Annotated in this window: 19 protein-coding genes and 3 pseudogenes; 10 read left to right on the top strand and 12 right to left on the bottom strand. The window is 60.5% G+C overall.

Translation table 11 applies throughout. From position 1 onward, the window contains the following. Nucleotides 1-3: 3 nt before the first annotated feature. Complete coding sequence (gene gluQRS, locus JCM25146_RS06450; protein WP_025826714.1) at nucleotides 4-1,005, bottom strand: tRNA glutamyl-Q(34) synthetase GluQRS; 1,002 nt, start codon at nucleotides 1,003-1,005, stop codon at nucleotides 4-6. Nucleotides 1,006-1,194: 189 nt separating this feature from the next. Here gluQRS and JCM25146_RS06445 point away from each other — a divergent pair, with 189 nt between their 5' ends. Next, a complete protein-coding gene (locus JCM25146_RS06445) occupies nucleotides 1,195-1,758 on the top strand; it encodes an HNH endonuclease (protein ID WP_025826712.1) in 564 nt (187 codons plus the stop codon). Nucleotides 1,759-1,776: 18 nt separating this feature from the next. Here the strand turns inward: JCM25146_RS06445 and JCM25146_RS06440 are convergent, their stop codons facing one another. After that, a complete protein-coding gene (locus JCM25146_RS06440) occupies nucleotides 1,777-2,043 on the bottom strand; it encodes a hypothetical protein (RefSeq protein WP_051544101.1) in 267 nt (88 codons plus the stop codon). A gap of 186 nt (nucleotides 2,044-2,229) precedes the next feature. After that, nucleotides 2,230-2,442 carry a heavy-metal-associated domain-containing protein gene (locus JCM25146_RS06435; protein WP_025826709.1) on the bottom strand — a complete coding sequence of 71 codons (213 nt, stop codon included), beginning with the start codon at nucleotides 2,440-2,442 and terminating at the stop codon, nucleotides 2,230-2,232. Between the two features lie 140 nt (nucleotides 2,443-2,582). On the opposite strand from JCM25146_RS06435, the gene JCM25146_RS06430 reads away from it, so the two are divergent. Beyond that, a complete protein-coding gene (locus tag JCM25146_RS06430; protein WP_025826707.1) occupies nucleotides 2,583-3,269 on the top strand; it encodes a hypothetical protein in 687 nt (228 codons plus the stop codon). Between the two features lie 78 nt (nucleotides 3,270-3,347). Here JCM25146_RS06430 and hpnR read toward each other — a convergent pair. Both hpnR and ndk read right to left on the bottom strand, forming a co-directional pair. Continuing rightward, a pseudogene (hpnR, locus tag JCM25146_RS17765) lies at nucleotides 3,348-4,888 on the bottom strand (hopanoid C-3 methylase HpnR). A gap of 220 nt (nucleotides 4,889-5,108) precedes the next feature. Beyond that, nucleotides 5,109-5,531, bottom strand: a complete 423-nt coding sequence (ndk, locus tag JCM25146_RS06420) for a nucleoside-diphosphate kinase (protein ID WP_025826705.1) — start codon at nucleotides 5,529-5,531, stop codon at nucleotides 5,109-5,111. Between the two features lie 140 nt (nucleotides 5,532-5,671). Here ndk and JCM25146_RS17760 point away from each other — a divergent pair. Next, nucleotides 5,672-7,563 (top strand): annotated as a pseudogene (locus JCM25146_RS17760) (ATP-binding cassette domain-containing protein). A gap of 107 nt (nucleotides 7,564-7,670) precedes the next feature. Here JCM25146_RS17760 and JCM25146_RS23560 read toward each other — a convergent pair. From JCM25146_RS23560 to JCM25146_RS24855, 3 genes are read right to left on the bottom strand one after another with little or no spacing between them, the layout of a single operon-like run. Further along, entirely contained in the window at nucleotides 7,671-8,075 is a 405-nt protein-coding gene (locus tag JCM25146_RS23560; RefSeq protein ID WP_025826703.1) for an MFS transporter, read from the bottom strand. After that, a complete protein-coding gene (locus tag JCM25146_RS24860; RefSeq protein ID WP_025826701.1) occupies nucleotides 8,059-8,430 on the bottom strand; it encodes an MFS transporter in 372 nt (123 codons plus the stop codon). The genes JCM25146_RS23560 and JCM25146_RS24860 overlap by 17 nt, the downstream gene beginning before the upstream one ends. An 11-nt stretch (nucleotides 8,431-8,441) precedes the next feature. Then, nucleotides 8,442-8,882 (bottom strand): MFS transporter, encoded by a 441-nt coding sequence (locus tag JCM25146_RS24855; protein ID WP_025826700.1) that lies wholly within the window; start codon nucleotides 8,880-8,882, stop codon nucleotides 8,442-8,444. Nucleotides 8,883-9,150: 268 nt separating this feature from the next. Here JCM25146_RS24855 and JCM25146_RS17750 point away from each other — a divergent pair. The 5 genes and pseudogenes from JCM25146_RS17750 (at nucleotide 9,151) to JCM25146_RS06375 (ending at nucleotide 13,503) form a co-directional block, all read left to right on the top strand. Further along, a pseudogene (locus JCM25146_RS17750) lies at nucleotides 9,151-10,137 on the top strand (AI-2E family transporter). An 83-nt stretch (nucleotides 10,138-10,220) separates the two neighbouring features. Beyond that, nucleotides 10,221-10,898 (top strand): winged helix-turn-helix domain-containing protein, encoded by a 678-nt coding sequence (locus JCM25146_RS06390; RefSeq protein ID WP_025826699.1) that lies wholly within the window; start codon nucleotides 10,221-10,223, stop codon nucleotides 10,896-10,898. Nucleotides 10,899-10,915: 17 nt separating this feature from the next. Next, complete coding sequence (locus tag JCM25146_RS17745) at nucleotides 10,916-12,262, top strand: HAMP domain-containing sensor histidine kinase (RefSeq protein ID WP_242400966.1); 1,347 nt, start codon at nucleotides 10,916-10,918, stop codon at nucleotides 12,260-12,262. A gap of 168 nt (nucleotides 12,263-12,430) precedes the next feature. Further along, on the top strand, nucleotides 12,431-12,775 hold the full coding sequence (locus JCM25146_RS20680; RefSeq protein WP_148298993.1) for a hypothetical protein: 345 nt from the start codon (nucleotides 12,431-12,433) through the stop codon (nucleotides 12,773-12,775). Next, the gene (locus tag JCM25146_RS06375; RefSeq protein WP_025826695.1) at nucleotides 12,772-13,503 is read left to right on the top strand and encodes an SIMPL domain-containing protein; all 732 of its coding nucleotides are present in this window, start codon (nucleotides 12,772-12,774) and stop codon (nucleotides 13,501-13,503) included. The genes JCM25146_RS20680 and JCM25146_RS06375 overlap by 4 nt, the downstream gene beginning before the upstream one ends. A gap of 143 nt (nucleotides 13,504-13,646) precedes the next feature. On the opposite strand, the gene infC is transcribed toward JCM25146_RS06375, so the two are convergent. The 4 genes from infC to JCM25146_RS06355 all read right to left on the bottom strand — a co-directional run bounded on the left by infC (nucleotide 13,647) and on the right by JCM25146_RS06355 (nucleotide 18,075). Next, on the bottom strand, nucleotides 13,647-14,183 hold the full coding sequence (gene infC / locus JCM25146_RS06370; RefSeq protein ID WP_035372106.1) for a translation initiation factor IF-3: 537 nt from the start codon (nucleotides 14,181-14,183) through the stop codon (nucleotides 13,647-13,649). 156 nt (nucleotides 14,184-14,339) lie between these two features. After that, a complete protein-coding gene (gene thrS, locus JCM25146_RS06365; RefSeq protein ID WP_025826691.1) occupies nucleotides 14,340-16,271 on the bottom strand; it encodes a threonine--tRNA ligase in 1,932 nt (643 codons plus the stop codon). 54 nt (nucleotides 16,272-16,325) lie between these two features. After that, a complete protein-coding gene (locus JCM25146_RS17735; protein ID WP_081774779.1) occupies nucleotides 16,326-17,309 on the bottom strand; it encodes a glycosyltransferase family 9 protein in 984 nt (327 codons plus the stop codon). After that, nucleotides 17,248-18,075, bottom strand: a complete 828-nt coding sequence (locus JCM25146_RS06355) for a tetratricopeptide repeat protein (protein WP_025826689.1) — start codon at nucleotides 18,073-18,075, stop codon at nucleotides 17,248-17,250. The genes JCM25146_RS17735 and JCM25146_RS06355 overlap by 62 nt, the downstream gene beginning before the upstream one ends. Nucleotides 18,076-18,174: 99 nt before the next feature. On the opposite strand from JCM25146_RS06355, the gene JCM25146_RS06350 reads away from it, so the two are divergent. After that, complete coding sequence (locus tag JCM25146_RS06350) at nucleotides 18,175-19,404, top strand: glycosyltransferase family 4 protein (protein ID WP_025826686.1); 1,230 nt, start codon at nucleotides 18,175-18,177, stop codon at nucleotides 19,402-19,404. Nucleotides 19,405-19,440: 36 nt separating this feature from the next. Then, complete coding sequence (locus tag JCM25146_RS06345; RefSeq protein ID WP_025826684.1) at nucleotides 19,441-20,253, top strand: NAD kinase; 813 nt, start codon at nucleotides 19,441-19,443, stop codon at nucleotides 20,251-20,253. The last annotated feature ends 234 nt before the right edge of the window (nucleotides 20,254-20,487 follow it).

Raw genomic sequence — 20,487 nt, 5'->3', positions numbered from 1 at the left:
TGCCTATGGTGCGCTCACCTGTGGCATGGCCGCAAACATGGCCTTGTTACGCACCTGCTCCGCACTCATTCCACTCTCGCGCATAGCACTTACGGCAAGGGCACCATCGCGCTTGGCAAGGCGGCGGCCTTCCGCATTGCATAGCAGGGGGTGGAACGCATAATGCGGCGCTGGCCAGCCCATAAGGGTCTGCAACAGCCGGTGCAGACTGGTTGCAGGGCGCAGGTCCTCCCCCCGTGTTACCAGTGTAACCCCCTGAGCGGCATCATCACATGTCACGCACAGGTGGTAGGATGCGGGAACGTCGCGCCGGGCGAGCACCACATCTCCAAACAGTTCGGGCTGACAGGGGACCGGGCCAGTATTCAGGTCATGGTAGGTCAGCGGCCATGTGGCGCCTGCTACAGCCCCACGGGCAGCCCCTTGCCCGCTGGCACCCGCGCCATCATCCGCCCCACTTCTACCTACGGGGGATATGGTACATTCTCTGGCACGGGCCATGGCACGCGCCATATCCAGCCGCAGCACATAGGGCTGCCCCGCCTCCATCCGCCGCGCCCGCTCCGCGGCTCCAAGCGTGCGGCACCGGCCGGGGTAGAGCACCGAGCCATCGGGCGCGGTATGCGGGGCGGAGAACATGGCAGCACTCTCACGCGCAATGTCCGATCTGGTGCAAAAGCAGGGGTATAGCACCCCCATGCGTTCCAGCTTATCAAGCACATGGCCATAGACCACCATGCGGGCAGACTGGTAAAGCACCGGCCCATCGGGCAGCAGACCCAGCCATGCCAGATCATCCAAAATAGCGGCAGCAAAGGCAGGTTTGCAACGCTGGGGGTCTATATCTTCCATCCGCACCAGCCATTGCCCTGAAGGCTGGGCGAGGGTCCAGCCGAACAGGGCGGATGCCACATGGCCCAGATGCAACGCCCCCGTGGGGCTGGGGGCAAAGCGTGTGACCCATTCTGTTTTATAATGGTCACAGTACTGTAATCGAATAGTCATACTGATCTTACCAAATGCATAAGGTCACCAAATATCCGTTACTATTGCCCCGCATTTTCTTGCCACGCTGGAAGACGTCTGCAATACTCCTTGCGGTAATGATCTCGACGACGCACTTCTGATGGCGGTCGGCTTGAGTTGTTTTGACCCCCTTGGAACTGTGTTCTCGTGCAAACGGGGAGACACGTCTTGGCCGATGGCAGTACTCTGAACTACCCAGCCCTTGTTCTGAACGCAGACTTTCGACCGCTTTCATATTTCCCCCTCTCACTATGGGGGTGGCAGGATGCCATAAAGGCTGTCTGCCTCGACCGGGTTTCGGTCCTGAGTGAATATGACATGGAAGTCCACTCCCCCAATCAGGCATTCCGCCTGCCCAGTGTGATTGCCCTCAAGGACTATGTACCCGCAGCGCGCAAACCGGCGTTTACGCGATTCAATGTTTTTTTGCGGGACAATTTTTCCTGCCAATATTGCGGGGAGCGCCACCCCACGCAGGAACTGACATTTGACCATGTTATTCCACGCTGCAAGGGCGGGCGCACAAGCTGGGAAAACGTGGTAACTGCCTGTGGCTGTTGCAACCTGCGCAAAGGCCCGCACATGCCCCACCATATTGGCATGTTGCCCCGCCGCACCCCCGTACGCCCCACATCATGGGAATTGCAGGAAAACGGGCGGGCGTTCCCCCCCAACTACCTGCACAAAAGCTGGCGGGACTATTTATACTGGGATGCGGAACTGGAGGGTTAGGCCCATACCCCGCCCGCTCTAGCGGGTGTAGGTATAGCCGTATTCATCCGCCAGTTTCTGCAAATCAGGCGCGCCCTTGAGATTGAGCGGAAGCGGCTTGGCCTTGGACTCGCCCAGCACAAACCCGCCGTTGCTCATGCGCTGGCAGGTATTGGCCGCCAGTGGAAAGCTCAGGAACATAGGCCCTGCCATCTGCTTGTGCAGGCAGGTTATATCCGTATCCAGCATGGGTACGCGCCCGATCTCGGACGAGCATCCGGCCAGCACGAGCCCCCCCGCCGCCATTACACCCAGAGCAAATTTGTTTGTTTTCAGCGTCACGGACCAGCTTACCTTTGTTGCCGCCCATCGGGCGGTCTTGCTACCACCGGTTGCTCCGGTGCGGAGCATGGTGCCATGTCCACCAGCCAACAGCCAGAGGCCACAACTCACGCCCCCTTTCCGCTGGCTGCATGGCAGGCATGGGCCTGTTCAGCTTACCTCGTAACCCGCTCCACGAATGGCGTCACGCAGGGAGGAAACACCAACACGTGCAGGATCGTATGTGACCTTGACCTCACCATTGGCCAGATTGACATCCGTGCCGTCCACGCCGTCAATTGCTGCCAACGCACGTTTTACGGAAGAAACGCAACCATCACACGTCATCCCTTCGACCATGAAGCTTGCTGTCGTCTGGCTCATTGCGTTTACATCCTTTTTATCAAATTCCTGAATGGCGCTTTTACACGGTCATCCCGTTTCTTCCATAACGCAACTCCCGCTTGATGCGAAACAGAAGATGTGCCGCCGCACCCAGCTCCAAAGCATGATATAAGCAGCGCATGCCCGACTTTAAGCCCCACGCCCCGACAACAGCCCCCCTGCCCTCCGTCTGGCAGGACAGTTTTTTGCACCGGCTGATGCTGGCAAGCCTGATCAACCAGATGGAAAACCGCCTGCTGGCTGAAAACAGCGCCACACAGACGCTCGAACACTGGTTGAGAGCGCATAAGCTGCTGTGCGGGCAGGAAACCCTGCGGGCCGAGCGCGTAACAAGCCCCCCACGCCCCTGCCCAGCCGACCTGCTGGCAACGCTGGACATGCCCACCCCGCACACCGGGCAGGGCCTCGGCTACCGCAAAATTCGCCTGATGGGGAACACACACACCTACTCGGAGGCGGAAAACTGGTTTGTAACAGACCGCCTGAGCCAGTCCATGACCCAGGCACTGGAGCAGACCGACACACCTTTTGGCCGTGTTGTCTCCCCCCTGCGTTTTACCCGCCAGCTTATCCGGCGCGAAACGCTGTGGTCCCCCCTACCGGATTTGTGGGAAATGCAGGAGCAGCCCCTGCACGGCACGGTACCGGGCGCACCACAGAACCAGCCACTGGCCCTGCCCCCCCACCTGTTCCGGCATGTGGCCCTTTTACGCACCCACGCGGGCACGCCCTTCAGTCTGGTGGTGGAGACCTATACCCCGCAGGCATTTGCCTTTGGCCCGCCCCCCCAGCAGACTGCGTTGTAAATTCAAAGTCCGTTCTGGCCCGGACTACCCCCCCCCAAAGAGGTCAGGCATGACCCCTATGGGGAGGAAGAAGGCTGCTCAGGCCTCTTCCCCCATGCGGGTTTTATCCACAAAGGTTTCGGTCGCATCGTCCAGCGCACGGGTTTTGCGCCCACCGGGGCCATGCACGTACAGGTCATTGCGGTCGATCTTGTCCACCGCATCGGGCTGCACGGGCATAAGGTAGCGCGCAGGGCGCTGGTGGTCGGCAAGCTGCAATTCGGGGTTGAACACCGAGTTGAACTTCCACAACATTTTAACAAAGTTGGTCTGCCCGTTCTTGAGCAAATTGACCGCAATGCCCGCCGTGTCCTTGAGTGCCTGCCAGCCATATGCTTGGTGTTGAGCACCTGCTGGGTCTTGACCAGTTCTTCATAAAACTCAGGCAACGGCAACGTGGTGGGCAGAACCGCGTGCTGGATATCAAACAGGCGGTAGTCACGCGTGGTCAGGCGGCGTGCCTCCTTGTGCCAGATTTCCGTCCCCGGATACGGCGTGGTGACGGAAATATTCACAATGTCAGGAATTTCCAGGCACCATTGCCGCACAGCCTCAAACCGCGCACGGTCCCATGACGGGTCGGCAATAATATTGATGGCCACAATCAGCCCCAGCGAACGGGCATATTCCAGCGCCTCAAAGTTCTTGTCGAGCGAGACGCGCTTGCGGAACTGCTTAAGCCCTTCCTCATCCACCGCTTCCATACCGATGAAGATGTAGGACAGCCCGATCTCGCTCCAGACCTTGAACACCTCCTTATTGCGCAGCAGCACGTCTGCGCGGGTTTCAAGGTAATATTCCTTTTTAATGCCCCGCTTCTTAATTTCGTCAGCAATGGCCATGCCGTGCTCTTCGTGCACAAAGGCCACGTCATCCACAATAAAGATGCCGGGTTCCTTGATTTCCTCCAACTCGTCGGCGATCACCTGCGGGCTGGCCGTACGGTAGGAGCGTCCGTAAAAGGTCCATGCCGAGCAGAATGTGCAGTCCCACGGGCAGCCACGGGCAAATTCAATGGAGGCAGCGGGGTCCAGCGTGCCAATAAAGTATTTGTTGCGGTGGCGCAGCAGGTCACGCGCGGGCCGCACCTCATCAAGGGATTTGACAAAAATGGGGGGCGGGCCTTCCCCATCCAGCGTCACCGTACCGGGGACGTCCAGAATATCCGTGCCATTCTGCACGGCCTCAAGCAGCAGGCCGACGGTTGCATCCCCCTCGCCCTTGAGAATGCAGTTGACCGACCCTTCGGACAGTTCAAGCACGTCCTTGGCAATGAACGAGACGGAGTGCCCGCCAATAAACTGGAACACCAGCGGAAAGCGGTAGCGGGTTTCGCGGCACAGATCGAGAATTTCGGGCACATTGGCAAGGTAGCTACCGGAGTAGCAGATGGCGTCCGGCTGGAACTCCTCAACCAGCTTCCAGTAGTCTTCGTGCGTTTCGGCCTGAAGGTCGATAATGCGCACGTCATGTCCGGCATTCCGCGCAGCACCGGCCACCAGTTCCAGCCCCAGCGGCTCCAGCCGCAGGAAAACCTTGGTGTACATCAGGGCGCTGGGATGAACCGCCAGAACTTTCATGACATTCCTTTCTGCCTACTGCGGGCGGGGAACACGCATGTCGTTCCACCTGCCCATAACGCGGGAGCATAAGGAATGTTTATATAAGAAAGGTCGCCGCTTGCCCTGCCTTGCCGCCGGGTATCTCCCATGCGCAAGACGTCTGGCTTGGCGGTTAACCGCCATTCTGGCGGCCCCGACGTATGCACAAGGCACAACGCCGGGGTGTGCTCTGCCAGAATTAGGGCAGGATTTCCGTTTCTGCAAAGAAGAAGCGGATTTCGTTTGCAGCGTTTTCTGCGCTGTCGGAACCATGCACGGAGTTTGCTTCAATGCTTTCAGCAAACTGGGCGCGGATGGTCTGGGGGTCAGCTTTTTTGGGGTCGGTTGCACCCATGACTTCGCGGTTCTTGGCAACAGCGTTTTCGCCTTCGAGCACCTGCACCACAACCGGGCCGGAGATCATGAAGGACACGAGGTCGTTATAAAAAGGGCGTTCCTTATGAACTGCGTAAAAAGCGCCAGCCACAGCGGGGGAAAGCTGCACGCGCTTCTGGGCGACAATGCTCAGGCCTGCATCTTCAAACACGGCGTTGATCTTGCCGGTCAGGTTGCGACGGGTTGCGTCCGGCTTGATAATGGACAGGGTACGTTCTTTAGCCATAAGGCCCTCCTTCGGGTGTAAACGCAGATATCCACCCTGTTCAGGCGGATGTTCAGCGTTTCCATCTAGAGCATATCGGCGCTGGCTGGTAGGTACCACACAGAATGTAATCTATTATTCCACAAGAAACGAGAGTTGCGTTGAGCCTGCTTGTCATCTCCAACCTTAGTCTGCGCATGGCTGGCCGCGTTCTGCTGGACCAGGCGAGCCTTTCCATCGCCCCCGGCCGCAAGGTCGGTCTGGTCGGGCGCAATGGTGCTGGCAAGTCCACCCTGCTGGCCGCCATTGCGGGGGACATAGCCCCCGATGGCGGGGACATCCGCCTGTCCTCACGCGCGCGCATGGCCCGCGTCAAGCAGGAAGCCCCGGCAGATGGGGCCAATCTGCTGGAAACCGTTCTGGCGGGGGATGTAGAGCGCACAACCCTGCTGGCAGAGGCCGAACAGGCCACGGACCCCATGCGTCTGGGCGAAATACACGAGCGCCTGCGCGCCATTGGGGCCGACAGTGCGCCCGCACGCGCAGGGGCCGTTCTGGCGGGGCTGGGCTTTAGCGCGGAAGCGCAGATGCGCCCCGTATCCGACTTTTCTGGTGGGTGGCGTATGCGCGTCTCGCTCGCCACAGCATTGTTTTTGGAACCCGACCTGCTGCTGCTGGACGAACCAACCAACCATCTGGACCTTGAGGCCACACTCTGGCTGGAAGACTGGCTCCGCCGATTCGCAGGGGCGGCCCTGATTGTCAGCCATGACCGGGGGCTGCTGGACTCCTGCGTGGACGCCATTGCCCACCTTGAGCGTGGTAAGCTGAACCTGACCCCCGGCGGGTATGAAAACTTTGTGCGAATCCGCACCGAGCAGGCCTTGCAGCAAACCCGGCAGGCCGAAAAAATAGCCGCCCGCCGTGCGCATATGCAGTCCTTTGTTGACCGCTTCCGTGCCAAGGCCACCAAAGCCAAGCAGGCACAGGCCCGGATCAAGGCGCTGGAAAAACTGCCCGTGATCGACGCCGTGGTGGAAGACACCGCAGCGCATTTTGCCTTCCCCGAGCCAGAGCAGCTTCCGCCCCCCATCCTCAGCGTCAACCGTGCCAGCGTGGGGTATGACGGTAAGCCAGTGTTAGGGAACCTCTCCTTCCGGCTGGATATGGAAAGCCGCATTGCCCTGCTGGGGGCCAACGGTAACGGCAAATCCACACTGGCCAAGCTGATCGCGGGGCGGCTTGCCGCCCTGTCGGGCGATGTAGAGCGCAACCCACGGCTGAAGGTGGGCTACTTTGCCCAGCACCAGACCGAAGAACTGCATCTGGACCAAACCCCCATTGCCCATATGGCGCGCGCCCTGCCCAAGGCCACCCCACCCATTGTGCGCGCCCAGCTCGCCCGCTTTGGGCTGGATGCGGACCGGGCGGAAACCGCAGTCAAAGACCTCTCGGGGGGGGAAAAAGCCCGCCTGCTGCTCGCCCTTGCCACGCGTGATGCCCCGCAACTGCTGATACTGGACGAACCCACCAACCACCTTGACCTCGACGCGCGCGATGCGCTGATCCGCGCTCTGGCCGATTTTGAAGGCGCTGTGGTGCTGATCAGCCATGATCCCCATCTGGTGGAACTGGTGGCAGACAGGCTCTGGCTGGTGGCAGATGGCCACGTGACCCATTTGAAGGGGATATGAGCGAATACCGCACATGGCTGCTTGAGCGCGCCCGCGCCGCCAACCGCCCACGGCAGGATAGTACCGGGCAGCAAAGCCGCAAGGATGACCGGCGCGACCGTGCTGAGGCGCGCAAGGCACTGGCCCCCTTACGCAAAATCGCCAAGGATGCAGAGGCCAAGCTGGCCAAGCTGGCAAGCGAGCGCGCAAAGCTGGAGGCCGCTCTGGCCGACCCGGCCCTGTATGCAGATGGCAAGGCGGCGGAAGTAACCCGCCTGAACACACGCCTGGCCGCCATTGCCAAGGACGAAGCTGAAGCCGAGGAACGCTGGCTGGCCGCGGAAGCGGAAATGGAAGAAGCCGCAGCCAGCGAGCCCTAAGCCACGCGCCGTCCTCGCGACAAAGGCCCGTACCATTCCGGCACAACGGCCCTCACCTGCGTGAGCGCACAATTTGGGCTGCAAAGCACTCTTTGCAGCCCAAGTTCTTATCCGGCCTGCCCATCCACGGCTGCAGCCTTGCTGGCGTCACGCGCTTCCACTTGCAACGAGAGCAAAAAGAGCACCAGCCCCACAAGCGAGAGCGCCATACCTGCCCAGCCCGTGGCTTCCAGCCCAAAACCCACGGCCAGCACCACCCCGCCCAGCCATGCCCCAATGGCATTGGCGAGGTTGAAGGCAGCGTGGTTCATGGAAGCGGCAAGGGTTTGCGCATCGGCAGCAACATCCATCAGGCGGACCTGCATAGCCGGACCAATGGCAATGCCACCCCCGAGCATGAAAACAGCCAGAGCCGTCAGCCATACCGAATGCGCAACCAGCGCAAACAGGCCCAGTGCCGCAGCATTCCACAAAAAAGCAGAAATGGTCGCCCATTTAAGGTTTTTGTCCATCAGATGCCCGCCAGCCCATGCGCCCGCACCACATACCCACACCCCAGAGCGCCTGAAAAAGCGGCACCCCCCATAACGGCACATGAGTTACGTCCTGCAAGGTCACGGAAAAATAGGTGTACACACAAAACATGCCACCACAGCCCACAGCCACCGTGCCCATGACGTACCAGACCTGCTTGCGCGAAAAGGCTCCCAACTCCGACAGGGCCGAGCGCGCCCGGTTTGGCGGGTCATAGGGTACCCATGCCAGCACCATAAGGCAGCACATTACGCCAATAAGGCCGATAAACAGGTAGGACAGCCGCCAGCCAAAATAGGACCCGGCATAAGTTGCAAAGGGAGCGCCCACCACATTGGCAATGGTCAGGCCCGAAAAACACGCCCCACAGCCCGCCCACGGTAACCACGCTCCACCAGCCCGGCCGCCACAAGAGCCGCAACCCCCATAAAGGAGCCATGCGGCAACCCGGTTACAAACCGCGCCAGATCAAGCATGCCCAACGAGCCCGCAAGGGTACCCAGCGCGTTGGTCACTGCAAACCATGCCATGAGCAGCACCAGCAGTTGCCTGCGCGACATCCGCGCCGCCATGACCGACACGACAGGTGCGCCCACCACCACACCCAGCGCATAGGCCGAAATGGCCTCCCCGGTACGGGGAATACTGGCGTGCATGCTGTCCGCCATCTGGGGCAGCAGCCCCATTGCCGCAAATTCCCCCGTGCCGATGGCAAATGTGCCCACCGCCAGAGCGAGAATGGCTTTGGAGGCAGCCGCCAGTCCCCCGTCGTTCCCGCCAGACATGTCCGTTCGTGCTCCTGCAACTATCAAAGAAATGTCTTCTCACATCCACGCCAGAATGGATAAGACTACACAAAAAAGTAATAAGTCGTGTGCTTACACACAGAATGAGCGGACAGCCGTTACACAGCCTCCCCCGATCCTGAAAGAGTTTTCTTGCATGTCATCCGATAGCGGTTTCTCCCCCCCACACACGCCACGGCCGGACACCCCCACTTTTGGCCCTGAACACATTGCCCGCATTCTGCGCCTGTGCGCGGGAGCTGTGTGCATGGGCCTGCTCATCTGGCTTTTGGGTGATGTGCTGATGGTGGTGTTTGCCTCCGTGCTCTGCGCGGTGGTGCTTTATGGCCTGTCCAATATCCTGCGTCGCCACCTTGGGCTGTCGCACGGCTGGGCGCTGTCCATTGTGGTGCTGGCCCTGCTGTCCAGCGCGGGTCTGCTGGTATGGAACAGCGGGCCGTCCATTGTGAGCGAGGCAATCCGCCTGCAAGAGGCCCTGCGCCAGCAGGAAATGGCCTTGCGTGACACCCTGCAGGGCACTCCCACCGCAGATGATCCTGAACTATCTGCCTGCCTCGCTCGGGGGGCACCATACCGGAGGGGATAGCGGGCTGGCCTCCCTTGGCTCGCGCATTGCAGGCTCCATGACCGGTATTCTTGGCTCTGCCTTTGGCGCCATTGGCACACTTCTGGTCGTGCTGATTGCGGGGCTGTATTTTGCCATGTCCCCCGCCACCTATGCCAACGGTCTGCTACGATTGGTCCCCCCCGAGCGGCGACCGATCATCCGCCAGTTGCTGCTGCGCGCAGGCCAGACCCTGTGGGCATGGGTTGCGGGCCAGTCTTTGGACATGCTGGTGGTTGGCACGCTCTCGGGCATAGGACTGTGGTTTATTGGCGTGCCTTTAGCACTCGCACTGGGCGTGCTGGCGGGGATGTGTAATTTCATACCCTATATTGGCGCGATCATGGGTGCTGTTCCCGCACTGCTCCTCGCACTCTCCCTTGGCACGCGGGAGACCATTATGGTGGCCGTGCTTTACAGCGTGATCCAGTTTTTTGAAGGCAACGTGCTGGCCCCCGTCATCCAGCGCCATGCGGTGCAGATGCCACCAGCACTAACCGTTCTGTCCCAGACCCTGTTTGGAGCCATTCTGGCTTCCCCGGACTGATATTCGCCTCCCCCCTTACGGCGGTTTTGCTGGCAATACTCGATTCCCTCACAAAACCCCTAGCCGAAACAGACCGTATATGAAACATTTCCGCACTAAGTCGTGACAAGAACATATATTTCTTGTAAGAATTTCGTAATCCGCTTGGGTAACTTGGGGTCTGTCTATGCGTGTTCTTCTAATAGAAGATGATCAAACGGTCCGTAACTTTGTCGCCAAGGGCCTGGCGGAAGCGGGTCATCTGGTCGAACAGGCAGCAGACGGCAGACAGGGGCTCAGCCTTGCCTGCCAGGACAAGTTTGATGTCATCATTCTCGACCGTATGCTGCCCGGCGGGGTAGAGGGGCTCCATATTCTGGAAACCCTGCGCCGCGAGGGCAACATGACCCCCGTACTCCTGCTTTCGGCACTGGCGGATGTGGATGAAAAAGTGGCCGGGCTCAAGGCAGGCGGGGACGACTACGTCAGCAAACCCTTCTCCTTCTCCGAGCTACAGGCCCGGCTGGAAGCACTTGTGCGCCGCAACCGCAACGAGGCCCAGCCCCTGACCAAGCTGACCGTCAGCGATCTGGAAATTGACCTGCTCTCCCGCTCGGTCCGCCGGGGGGGGCAGAAAATAGACCTCCAGCCGCGCGAATTCCGGCTTCTGGAGTTTTTAATGCGCCATACCGGGCAGGTGGTTACCCGCACCATGCTGCTTGAAGGGGTGTGGGACTACCACTTTGACCCACAGACCAATGTGATTGACGTCCACATCTCCCGCCTGCGGCAGAAAATAGACAAGCCATTCGAGCATGCTCTGGTGCACACCATTCGTAACGCCGGATACATGCTGCAGGAATGAAGGCTCTCCAGCGATTTATGCAGGCCAATTTCAGCAAGGTCCGCATACAATCGGTCAGCCTGCGCTTTGGCGTTGTTTACAGCGCCCTCTTTATCATCTCCGCAGTCATGTTCCTGTCTTTTGTATGGTGGGGCACCATTGGACTGCTGGACCAGCGCGTCCGCCACTCCATTGCTCTGGACGCCCACGCCATGCTCACCGAATGGACGCACGAGGGCGTTCTGGGGCTGGAAAACCTGATAAGCAACCGGCTGGCGCAGGATATAGATGATAACGCCATTTATCTGCTGAGCGGACCGGACAACAAGCTGCTGGCAGGCAATCTGGCCCACTGGCCCACACGGCTGGACCCCAACCTGAGCTGGCAGACCCTGCCTGTCCTGCGTGACGGCCAGCTCAACCTTGCCCAGATCCGGGTATGGACCTTGCAGGGCAATTACCAGTTACTGATCGGGCGCGACATAAGCGAGCGTACCCAGATCCAGCGCATGCTCACCGATGCCATGCTCTGGACCTGCCTTATGGTCGGGCTGCTGGCTGTTGGGGGCGGCTGGGTCGTGCGTACCCTGTTCCGCCAGATCATCCATTCCATCAACCGCACCACGCTGGCCATTACTCAAGGTGACATGTCACGCCGCATTCCCGTATCGGGCATGGGGGATGAACTGGATGACGTGGCCCTGACCATCAACCAGATGCTCGACCGCATTACCCGGCTGATGGATGGGGTCAAGCAGGTTTCCAACTCCATTGCGCACGACCTGCGCACCCCCATTGCCCGTGCCCGTGCGGAACTGGAGGACGCAGCCTGCTCTGCCACAAACGAGCAGGCCCTGCGTTCAGCCATTGATCAGGCCGTCATTAATCTGGACAACGTGACCGGCATTTGCGAGGCACTGCTCCGCATTGCCCAGATTGAGGCAGGGACCCGCCGCTCGGCCTTTGCCATATTCGATCTGGCCACCACCTTGCGTGACATGGCTGAACTGTACGAAGCCGTGGCCGAGGAGCATGGCCTTGAGCTGCGGACCGACCTGCCCGCCCACCTGCCCTTCTGGGGCGATCAGGCTATGTTCCAGCAGGCTCTGGCCAACATACTGGACAACGCCATAAAGTTTTCGCCCCCCAACGGCACCATCAGCCTGAGTGCTTGGAACACTCCCACCGACCGGGAGCAGCCGGGTACTCTGCGCATCAAGGTCGTGGACTGTGGCATTGGCATGAACGAGGCTGACCTTGCCCGCGCCCCCGAACGCTTTTTTCGCGCCGAGCGTGCGCGCCACACACCGCTCGGGCCTTGGGCTGGCTCTGGTGCAGGCCATTGTGGAACTGCACGGCGGAACCCTGCTGCTAAGCCACAATAATCCCGGCCTTGCTGTAACCATTGACGTACCAGCAACGTATGATCTGCCGGGCCAAATCTAAATATTACGTAATTCTTCAATCATGACCAGAAACTATTAACGTCAATAGATCGTTTTCCGGGGAGAGTTTAGTTGAAATAACATTGATTTATGTTTCTTAGTGATCCCATGAAGCTCCGCTTACCTCTGGTTCTGGCCCTTGCTATGGCCTGCGTTGTTACGGGAGGGTCCGTTACCCTCGCCAGTAACCTGCATGTGCCAACCGGCCTGCCCTTTGGCTGGCATTTTTTTCCATCGGACAGGCTCTCCACCCCTGTGATTGTCACATCCGACAGCCTTTCATTCTGCCTTGAGCTGGCCCATCTGGTTGAGTCATACCCGGATACCTCCCCTTCCGCCGCCATCACCAACCTGAAAAAAGAAGGCATGAACCTGTGCGAAACCGGGCATGTCCGCTTGGGGCTGGTCCGTCTGCGTCGCGCCTTAATGAATGCCGAAGGAGCACCGTCTTGACACACCCAGCCCGCTTTTACCCCACGGCCCAGTTGGCGCTGGCGCTGACCTCGGGCGTACTTGGCCTGACCTTTGCCCCCCTTGCCCATGCCCAGACCAGTACGGAACCCTTTACCCGGCTGGAAATCCACGCAACGGGCACAACACAGGCCACACCAGACAAGCTGAGCGCGCATTTCCGCGCGGAAAGCCAGAACCGCAGTGCGGCCTCCGCCCAGACCGGCGTAAATGCCATGGTTAAAAAAGCCACGGATGAGGCTACCAAAAACACGGACATTAAAGCCGCAGTACTCCAGTACTCGGTGTACGAAACCCGGCCAGAAAAAGCCCGCCCATACTGGACCGCCAGCCAGACCCTGACATTTTCAGCCACAGACGGCACCAACCTGCTGCCACTGGCCGGTCAGTTGCAGGCGCAGGGCTTTATTCTGGAAGGTCTGGAATGGTCCCTCTCGGATGAAAAGCGGCAGACCCTGTTCCTCGAAGCAGAGAAAAAAGCCGTAGAGGAACTGAAAAAACAGGCTGACACACTGGCTGCTTCACTGGGGCTGCATGTGGCGCGGTTTATGCAAGTCAGTGTTTCTGACCAAGGTTACCCGCACCCTATGCCTGTTATGCTGCGCGCAGCCGCAGGTGTGGCTGATTCCGCCAGTTACAGCCCTTCCAGCACGGCAGAAGAACAGACCGTTCGGGCAGACCTTCGGGCCACGGTCCTACTGGGCCCCTGAGCGCTCCCCCCCCCATGGTACAGCTGGCATCTGAGGTGCTGGCAAATTCTCACCCAGCCCGGACACGGCAGATACCGTAAAAAAAACCGCCCGAGGGAAGCCCCCGGGCGGTTTTTTGTAGCCAGTCCAATTTGGAACGGCGCTTAGCGTGGTGCAAGCACCATAATCATCTGACGGTTTTCCAGACGGGGCATCTGCTCCACCTTGGCCAGTTCGTCAAATTCGGTCCGAATCCGCTCCAGAACCTTGATCCCCAGTTCCTGATGCGCCATTTCGCGCCCACGGAAACGCAGTGTGACCTTGACCTTGTCGCCGTCGCCAATAAAGCTTTTTACAGCACGCATTTTGACCTGATAGTCATTTTCGTCGATATTCGGACGAACCTTGACTTCCTTGATCTCGATGACTTTCTGCTTCTTTTTGGCTTCGTTGCGCTTTTTCTGCTGCTCGTATTTGAACTTGCCGTAGTCCAGAATCTTTACAACCGGCGGCTCAGCATTAGGGCTGATTTCCAGCAGATCAAGCCCAACGCCATAGGCACGGGCCAGAGCATCACGCACGGACATAACGCCCGCCATTTCGCCTGTTTCATCAATCAGGCGAACCTGCGGCACACGAATTTCTTCATTCACACGCGGCCCTTCTTTGCTGGGTGCCGCGGGGTAAGGGGATCTGACTATGGTCGGCTCCTGTAATTCATTTCAAAAACAAACAGGGGCACCATCATTCGGTGCGCCCGCCTGCGTGTAGTATGTGCGCAATTCTCCGCTCTTTATCAAGCGGTCCATGCAATAAATCAGGGGCATTGCAGCATTGCCACAAAAACCCGGCCTGCTTCACGCTTTTTTGCGTAAATCGGGGGGTGTTGCCTCCAGTCCCAGTGTTGCAATGGCCTGCGCAAGGGGGAGTACCTCCTGCGCCTGCGAGCCAAGGCGGCGCATGGCCACCGTGCCTTCCTCCGCCTCGCGCCGCCCGACAACCAGAATAACCGGCACGCGGCCCACACTGTGCTCGCGCACCTTGGCGTTGATCTTGTCGTTCCGTGTATCGGCCTCGGCCACCAGACCGGCGTTGCGCAGGGCTGCGGCCACCTCCTGCGCATAGGGTGCTGCATCACTGACAATGGAAGCCACAACCACCTGCACGGGCGCCAACCACAGCGGGAAGCGCCCGGCGTGCTGCTCGATAAGAATACCAAGGAACCGCTCGAACGACCCCAGAATGGCACGGTGCAGCATAACCGGACGGTGTTTGGCCGAGTCCTCGCCCACGTAGCTGGCATCCAGCCGTTCGGGCAGCACAAGGTCCACCTGCAAGGTACCACACTGCCAGTCCCGCCCGATGGCGTCACGCAGCACAAATTCAAGCTTGGGGCCATAGAACGCGCCCTCACCCGGATTGTACTCGTACTCAACCCCCGCCACGGAGCAGGCTTCCTTCAGGGCTGCCTCGGCCTTGTCCCACACGGCCTCGCTCCCGGCGCGCTGCTCGGGGCGGTCGGCAAACTTGACGCGCACATGCTCGAACCCGAGGTCCTGGTACACTTCATGCAACATCTGCACGAACTGCACGGTCTCGGCCGCAATCTGGTCTTCGGTGCAGAAGATATGCGCATCATCCTGCGTAAAGCCGCGCACACGCATCAGCCCGTGCAGAGCGCCCGAGGGCTCGTAACGGTGGCAGGCACCAAATTCCGCCATACGCAGCGGCAACTCACGGTAGGAGCGCAGGCCGTGGCGGAATATCTGCACATGGCACGGGCAGTTCATGGGTTTGAGGGCGAGTGTCTTGTCCTCATCCTCCACCGTGGCCACAAACATGTGGTGGCGGTACTTGTCCCAGTGGCCCGATGCCTCCCACAGGCCACGGTCGACCAGTTGGGGGGTGCGGACCTCCTGATACCCATGGCGGGTCTGCGCGCGGCGCATGTAGTCCTGCAATACGGAGTACACACGCCAGCCCTTGGCGTGCCAGAACACCTGCCCGACGGCTTCTTCCTGAAAATGGAACAGCCCCATTTCCCGCCCGATGCGGCGGTGGTCGCGCTTTTCGGCTTCCTCAAGCTGGAGCAGGTATGCGTCCAGTTCCTTCTGGTCACGCCAGGCGGTGCCGTACACGCGGGTCAGCATGGGATTGCGATGGTCACCACGCCAGTAAGCCCCGGCCACCTTCATGAGTTTGAAGGCTGTTCCCACATCCTTTGTGGTGCGCAGGTGCGGGCCACGGCACAGGTCCAACCACTGGCCCTGACGGTAGATGGAAATATCTTCGCTCTCGGGCAGGTCACGGATCAGTTCGGCCTTGAACGACTCGCCACGCTCCTCAAAAAACGCGATGGCGGCATCCCGTGGCCAGACTTCGCGCTCAAACGGCTCCGCCCTTGCCACGATCTCCTTCATCTTGGCTTCGATCGCGGCAAAGTCTTCGGGTGTAAAAGGCTCGGCACGGAAAAAATCGTAATAGAAGCCGTGTTCAATGGACGGGCCAATGGTGACCTGCGTGCCGGGGAACAGTTCCTGCACGGCCTCGGCCAGCACATGGGCTGCATCGTGGCGGATCAGTTCGAGCGATTCCGGGTCTTTTTTGGTAATAAAGCGGACCTTGGCATCAGCTTTGATAGACTGGCGGATGTCGCTCAGCTTCCCATCCACCTCCATGGCAAGTGCAGCTTTGGCCAGCCCCGCACCTATGGATTCCGCCACCGTAGTGCCCGTGACTGGCCCGTCAAAACTACGAACAGAACCGTCAGGCAGGGTGATAGCGGGCATGGGTGCAAGCTCCAGAAGGGTGCAGAAAATAAAAACGAAGGATGTTTAATGGCGCTACCAGAGCGCGGCTGCAACCCTCTGGAGCGAAAGGAGTGCAAGATCACGCACCCACAGCACCTCCACCTGCCCCGGCCTGTAGCCCAAAGGTGCTGTGCGCGCGGGTGTGCTGGCGCGTGAGAACAGCACAAGGCAGCGGCAGCCAACCTCCGCCGCCAGATGCATGGGGCCGGTATCATTCCCCACAGCGCCCCATGCGCGCGCGGCCAGCCCTGCCAGCTCTGGCAGGCTGGTCTGGCCTGTCAGGTCGCGGGCCTGCGGGCAGTGCTGCATAATTGCCGCAGCCAGCGGCTGCTCTGCGGCACTCCCCACAATAACAGGCGTAATGCCGCGCTCCACCAGCAGGGCCGCCAACTGGCCATAATGCTCCACAGGCCAGCGCTTTTGCGGGCGGTGCGGGGCCGCGCCGGGTACAAGGAGTGCATAGGGCGCAGGCAGCTGCGGCCCACCCTCCACAAGCCAAGACAGGTCTGGCCGGTCCACCGGGGCAACACCGGCCATACGCAACTGGTCACGCTGGCGGGGCCTTGTGTGCATGATGTTGCGCCACGGGTTGGCGTGGAGGAAAGCCGCCCCCGCCACATGCCCCGACCAGACGGGCCTGCCCGCCAGCCAGAAATACCGTGCCGTGCGCCCCGATGTCTGCAAATCGTAAACCCGGTCATACCCCCGCAACTGGCGGCGCAGGGCCAGCACACCAGCAAGGTCGGTCCAGCGGGGGCGGTGGTCCACCTCCACATGGTCAAACCATGGAGCAAGGCGGGCCAGTTCCACAAAGGGGCGGGTTGTCAGCAGGGTAATCCGGGCGTTGGGGTGCGCCCGCCTTATGGCTGCAAACGGGCCAAAGCTCTGTACAAAATCCCCCAGCGCACTCAGCCTGATTACCAGAATGCGCTGTGTTCCTCCCCTTGTCCGCTGGTCATGGGGAATCGGGGTCCGCCGCCATAACGGCAAGGTCCTGCCGGGCCATGTCCGCCTCATGGCTGTCGGGGGACAGGTCGAGCACTTTCTGCCAGTCCTGCCGCGCCCCTGCCGCATCCCCCTTGCGCTCGCGGATAATACCGCGCTCCAGCAGGGCGGCGGCATTCTCCGGGGCAACACCGAGCGCGTGGGTTATATGCTGCATGGCCTGCTCCAGCCGCCCCATTTTACGCTCGGCCTCGGCCAGCATGATGTAGGCCTCCGGTGCCGTGCCGGGCTGGCGGGTAACAAGGGCTGTCAGCTCCTGCTCGGCAAGGTCCGCCCGGTTCTGGGCCAGCAGGCTGCGCGCACGCGCGACCTGCAACCCCTGATTACCCGGCTGGACCGAAAGACCAAAATCCGCACTGGCCTGTGCCTTGGCAGGCACCCCGGCAGCAAGCCATGCCTCTGCGGCTTCTTCTTCCATAATGGCGCGCAGGGCCGGAGGCATGCTGTCCCCCTTTTGGGCAGTCTGGTGGGCCAGATCATCCAGCTCCCGCGCGGCTGTGTCCTCATCCCCTGCCTCCAGCAGAGCCAGTGCGTGGCAGTGCCGGGCATCGCGCCCGCCACCATGATGCTGCCAGTCCAATGCGTAATCACGCGCGCCGTACGGGTCATCCCCGATCATGGCCATGCAGGTGGTCGCGGACCAGACCTGCTTTCCCTCCCCCGACACCTGTTGCGTGCGGGCCTGCGCAACACCTTCCATGGAAGATGTTCCCGCCAGAACAACAGCGCCAGCCAGCATGCAAGGCAAGGACCGACGCGTGGAAAAAGCTGCTTTCATACATCATCCATAGCAAACTCTGGTCCGTATTGGTCAAGCGCGGACCTAGCGTGTTCAGAATATGGCACTTTTGCGTTTTTGCATGGTAAGAGGAGCAGCATGGCCAGTTTTTTAAATCCTCCTGTTATTCTGCAAATTCTGCCCGCCTTACAGCAGGGCGGTGTGGAGCGTGGCACGCTGGAAATGGCGCAGGCCATTACACAGGCCGGAGGCAGGGCACTGGTCGCCAGCAGCGGTGGACGCCTTGTGCCATTACTGCGGAGTCTGGGGGCGGAGCATATGACCCTCCCCGACTGTGGCAGCCGTAACCCCGCGCACGTGCTGCGCAATGCCCGCATGTTGGCGCGCCTGCTGGGCGAGCACAATGTTGCACTGGTGCATGCCCGCTCGCGTATTCCCGCATGGACGGCCAGACTGGCATGCCGGCGCACCCGCACACCATTTGTCACCACATGGCATGGGGTGCATGCCAACACCATACCGGGTAAAAAGCTCTACAACTCCGTACTGGCCAGCGGAGACAGGGTTATTGCCATAAGCGCTCATATCGGGCGGATGCTCAGGCAGGAGTACCATGTCCCCCCTGAGCGGCTGCGGGTTATTCCGCGCGGGGCGGATATAGAGCAGTTCAGCCCCCATGCGGTCAGCGGCCAGCGCATGCACCATCTTGCCGAGCAATGGAACATTCCCGCAGGCTCGGCCATTATTCTCATGCCCGGCAGACTGAGCGCATGGAAGGGCCAGTCCCTTGTTCTACAGGCTCTGGCCCAACTGGAGGCGGGCCTGCCAGAACAGCCATGGCACTGCGTCTTTGCCGGGTCCGACAAGGAAAACGGGCGCTACGTGGGCGAATTGACGCAACTGGCCAGCAGCCTTGGGCTGGACGACAGAATCCGCTTTGCCGGACATTGCGAGGATATGCCCGCCGCCATGGCGCTGGCCACCATGGTGCTTGTTCCCTCCCTGCGCCCCGAGCCATTTGGCCGTGTTGTGGTGGAGGCGCAGGCCATGTGCCGCCCTGTTATTGTCTCGCACCACGGTGCGGCGGTCGAGACAGTGGAGCACGGCATAACAGGCCTGTCCGTAACCCCCAATCATGTGGAAGAACTGGCGGATGCCATGTTCGCGGTGCTGAACGCCCCGGCCGCAACCCTTGCCGACATGGGAGAGGCCGCCCGGCAGGCCGTACTGGCCCAATACACGACACAGGCCATGCAACATGCCACACTGGCTGTGTATGACGAGGTGCTGGGCACACAGCTTGCCCCGGACTTTCTCCTCACCAAAAATGCGCCTGCCCCCTTTCAGGACCACGACCTTGCGGGGTAAGACACTTCCTCCCTTCCCCCACCCACAGGGCAGAGCATGAGTGCCGCACCCCCCTCCACGCAGCCCCTTTTTGCCCAGACGCCGCGCAGGCTCGCCTTCATGGCCGCCCCCACGCATGAGGCGCGGGCCGAGCTGGACCGGCTGGTTGCGCATTACGGCAACTGCCATCCGGGAGATGCGGAAATTATTGTCTGTCTGGGCGGGGACGGCTTTATGCTCGAAACCCTGCGCGTGGTGCTGGAAACACAGCTGACCGCCCCGGTTTATGGCATGAACTGCGGCTCCGTCGGGTTTTTGATGAACCCGATGAACGAGGAAGACCTGCCAGAACGGCTTTTCCATGCGCAGGCCGCCACATTGCACCCTCTGCGCATGACCGCCACCACGCGTGACAATGAAGCGCACGAGGCCCTTGCCCTCAACGACGTGTATCTGTTCCGCCAGACCCGTCAGGCGGCCAAGCTGCGCATTGATGTGGATGGGCTGGTCCGCGTACCCGAACTGATCTGCGATGGCGCGCTACTGGCAACCCCGGCTGGCTCCACCGCGTACAATCTTTCAGCCCATGGGCCGATTGTGCCACTCTCAGGCAATCTGCTGCCACTGACCCCTATATGCGCTTTTCGTCCACGCCGCTGGCGGGGCGCCCTGCTGCCCTCGACCGCGCATGTCGGCTTTACGGTCATGGAATCGGAAAAACGGCCCGTGGCTGCCGTGGCCGATTCGATAGAAGTGCGCGATGTTACCTCCGTGCAGGTGCGCGAGGACCGCAACCTGACCGTAACCTTGCTGTTTGATCCGGGGCAGACACTCTCCGAACGTATTGCCGAAGAGCAGTTTTCTGCATGAGTGCGCGCATTTTTGCCGCGCTGTGCCAGCATACCCCGTTTTATCCCTGCCACCTTCTGGGCTAGTCTGCACCGTAATGAAAAAAATGCTCTCCCTTTCGTGCCGTCTTTCCCTGCTCTGCGCCGCAGGACTGCTTGAGGCAGGCACGGCACAGGCCCAGATCACCACCAATGCGCAGGCACTCGACAGCCTGAGCAGCCCCGAGGCCCCGGCCCGCCCGGCTGCCACGCAAAA

It is taken from the genome of Acetobacter okinawensis JCM 25146, from assembly GCF_000613865.1.
Taxonomy (GTDB): domain Bacteria; phylum Pseudomonadota; class Alphaproteobacteria; order Acetobacterales; family Acetobacteraceae; genus Acetobacter; species Acetobacter okinawensis.
Note: the sequence above shows the minus strand (reverse complement) of the source record. Positions and strands in the feature narration are given on the sequence as shown.

Coding starts and splice junctions, on each gene's coding strand:
- gluQRS (WP_025826714.1), bottom strand. CDS start 1,005: ATGACTATTCGATTACAGTACTGTGACCATTATAAAACAGAATGGGTC.
- JCM25146_RS06440 (WP_051544101.1), bottom strand. CDS start 2,043: ATGGCGGCGGGGGGGCTCGTGCTGGCCGGATGCTCGTCCGAGATCGGG.
- JCM25146_RS06435 (WP_025826709.1), bottom strand. CDS start 2,442: ATGAGCCAGACGACAGCAAGCTTCATGGTCGAAGGGATGACGTGTGAT.
- JCM25146_RS06430 (WP_025826707.1), top strand. CDS start 2,583: ATGCCCGACTTTAAGCCCCACGCCCCGACAACAGCCCCCCTGCCCTCC.
- ndk (WP_025826705.1), bottom strand. CDS start 5,531: ATGGCTAAAGAACGTACCCTGTCCATTATCAAGCCGGACGCAACCCGT.
- JCM25146_RS23560 (WP_025826703.1), bottom strand. CDS start 8,075: ATGGACAAAAACCTTAAATGGGCGACCATTTCTGCTTTTTTGTGGAAT.
- JCM25146_RS24855 (WP_025826700.1), bottom strand. CDS start 8,882: ATGTCTGGCGGGAACGACGGGGGACTGGCGGCTGCCTCCAAAGCCATT.
- JCM25146_RS06390 (WP_025826699.1), top strand. CDS start 10,221: ATGCGTGTTCTTCTAATAGAAGATGATCAAACGGTCCGTAACTTTGTC.
- JCM25146_RS17745 (WP_242400966.1), top strand. CDS start 10,916: ATGCAGGCCAATTTCAGCAAGGTCCGCATACAATCGGTCAGCCTGCGC.
- JCM25146_RS20680 (WP_148298993.1), top strand. CDS start 12,431: ATGAAGCTCCGCTTACCTCTGGTTCTGGCCCTTGCTATGGCCTGCGTT.
- thrS (WP_025826691.1), bottom strand. CDS start 16,271: ATGCCCGCTATCACCCTGCCTGACGGTTCTGTTCGTAGTTTTGACGGG.
- JCM25146_RS17735 (WP_081774779.1), bottom strand. CDS start 17,309: ATGAGGCGGACATGGCCCGGCAGGACCTTGCCGTTATGGCGGCGGACC.
- JCM25146_RS06355 (WP_025826689.1), bottom strand. CDS start 18,075: ATGAAAGCAGCTTTTTCCACGCGTCGGTCCTTGCCTTGCATGCTGGCT.
- JCM25146_RS06350 (WP_025826686.1), top strand. CDS start 18,175: ATGGCCAGTTTTTTAAATCCTCCTGTTATTCTGCAAATTCTGCCCGCC.
- JCM25146_RS06345 (WP_025826684.1), top strand. CDS start 19,441: ATGAGTGCCGCACCCCCCTCCACGCAGCCCCTTTTTGCCCAGACGCCG.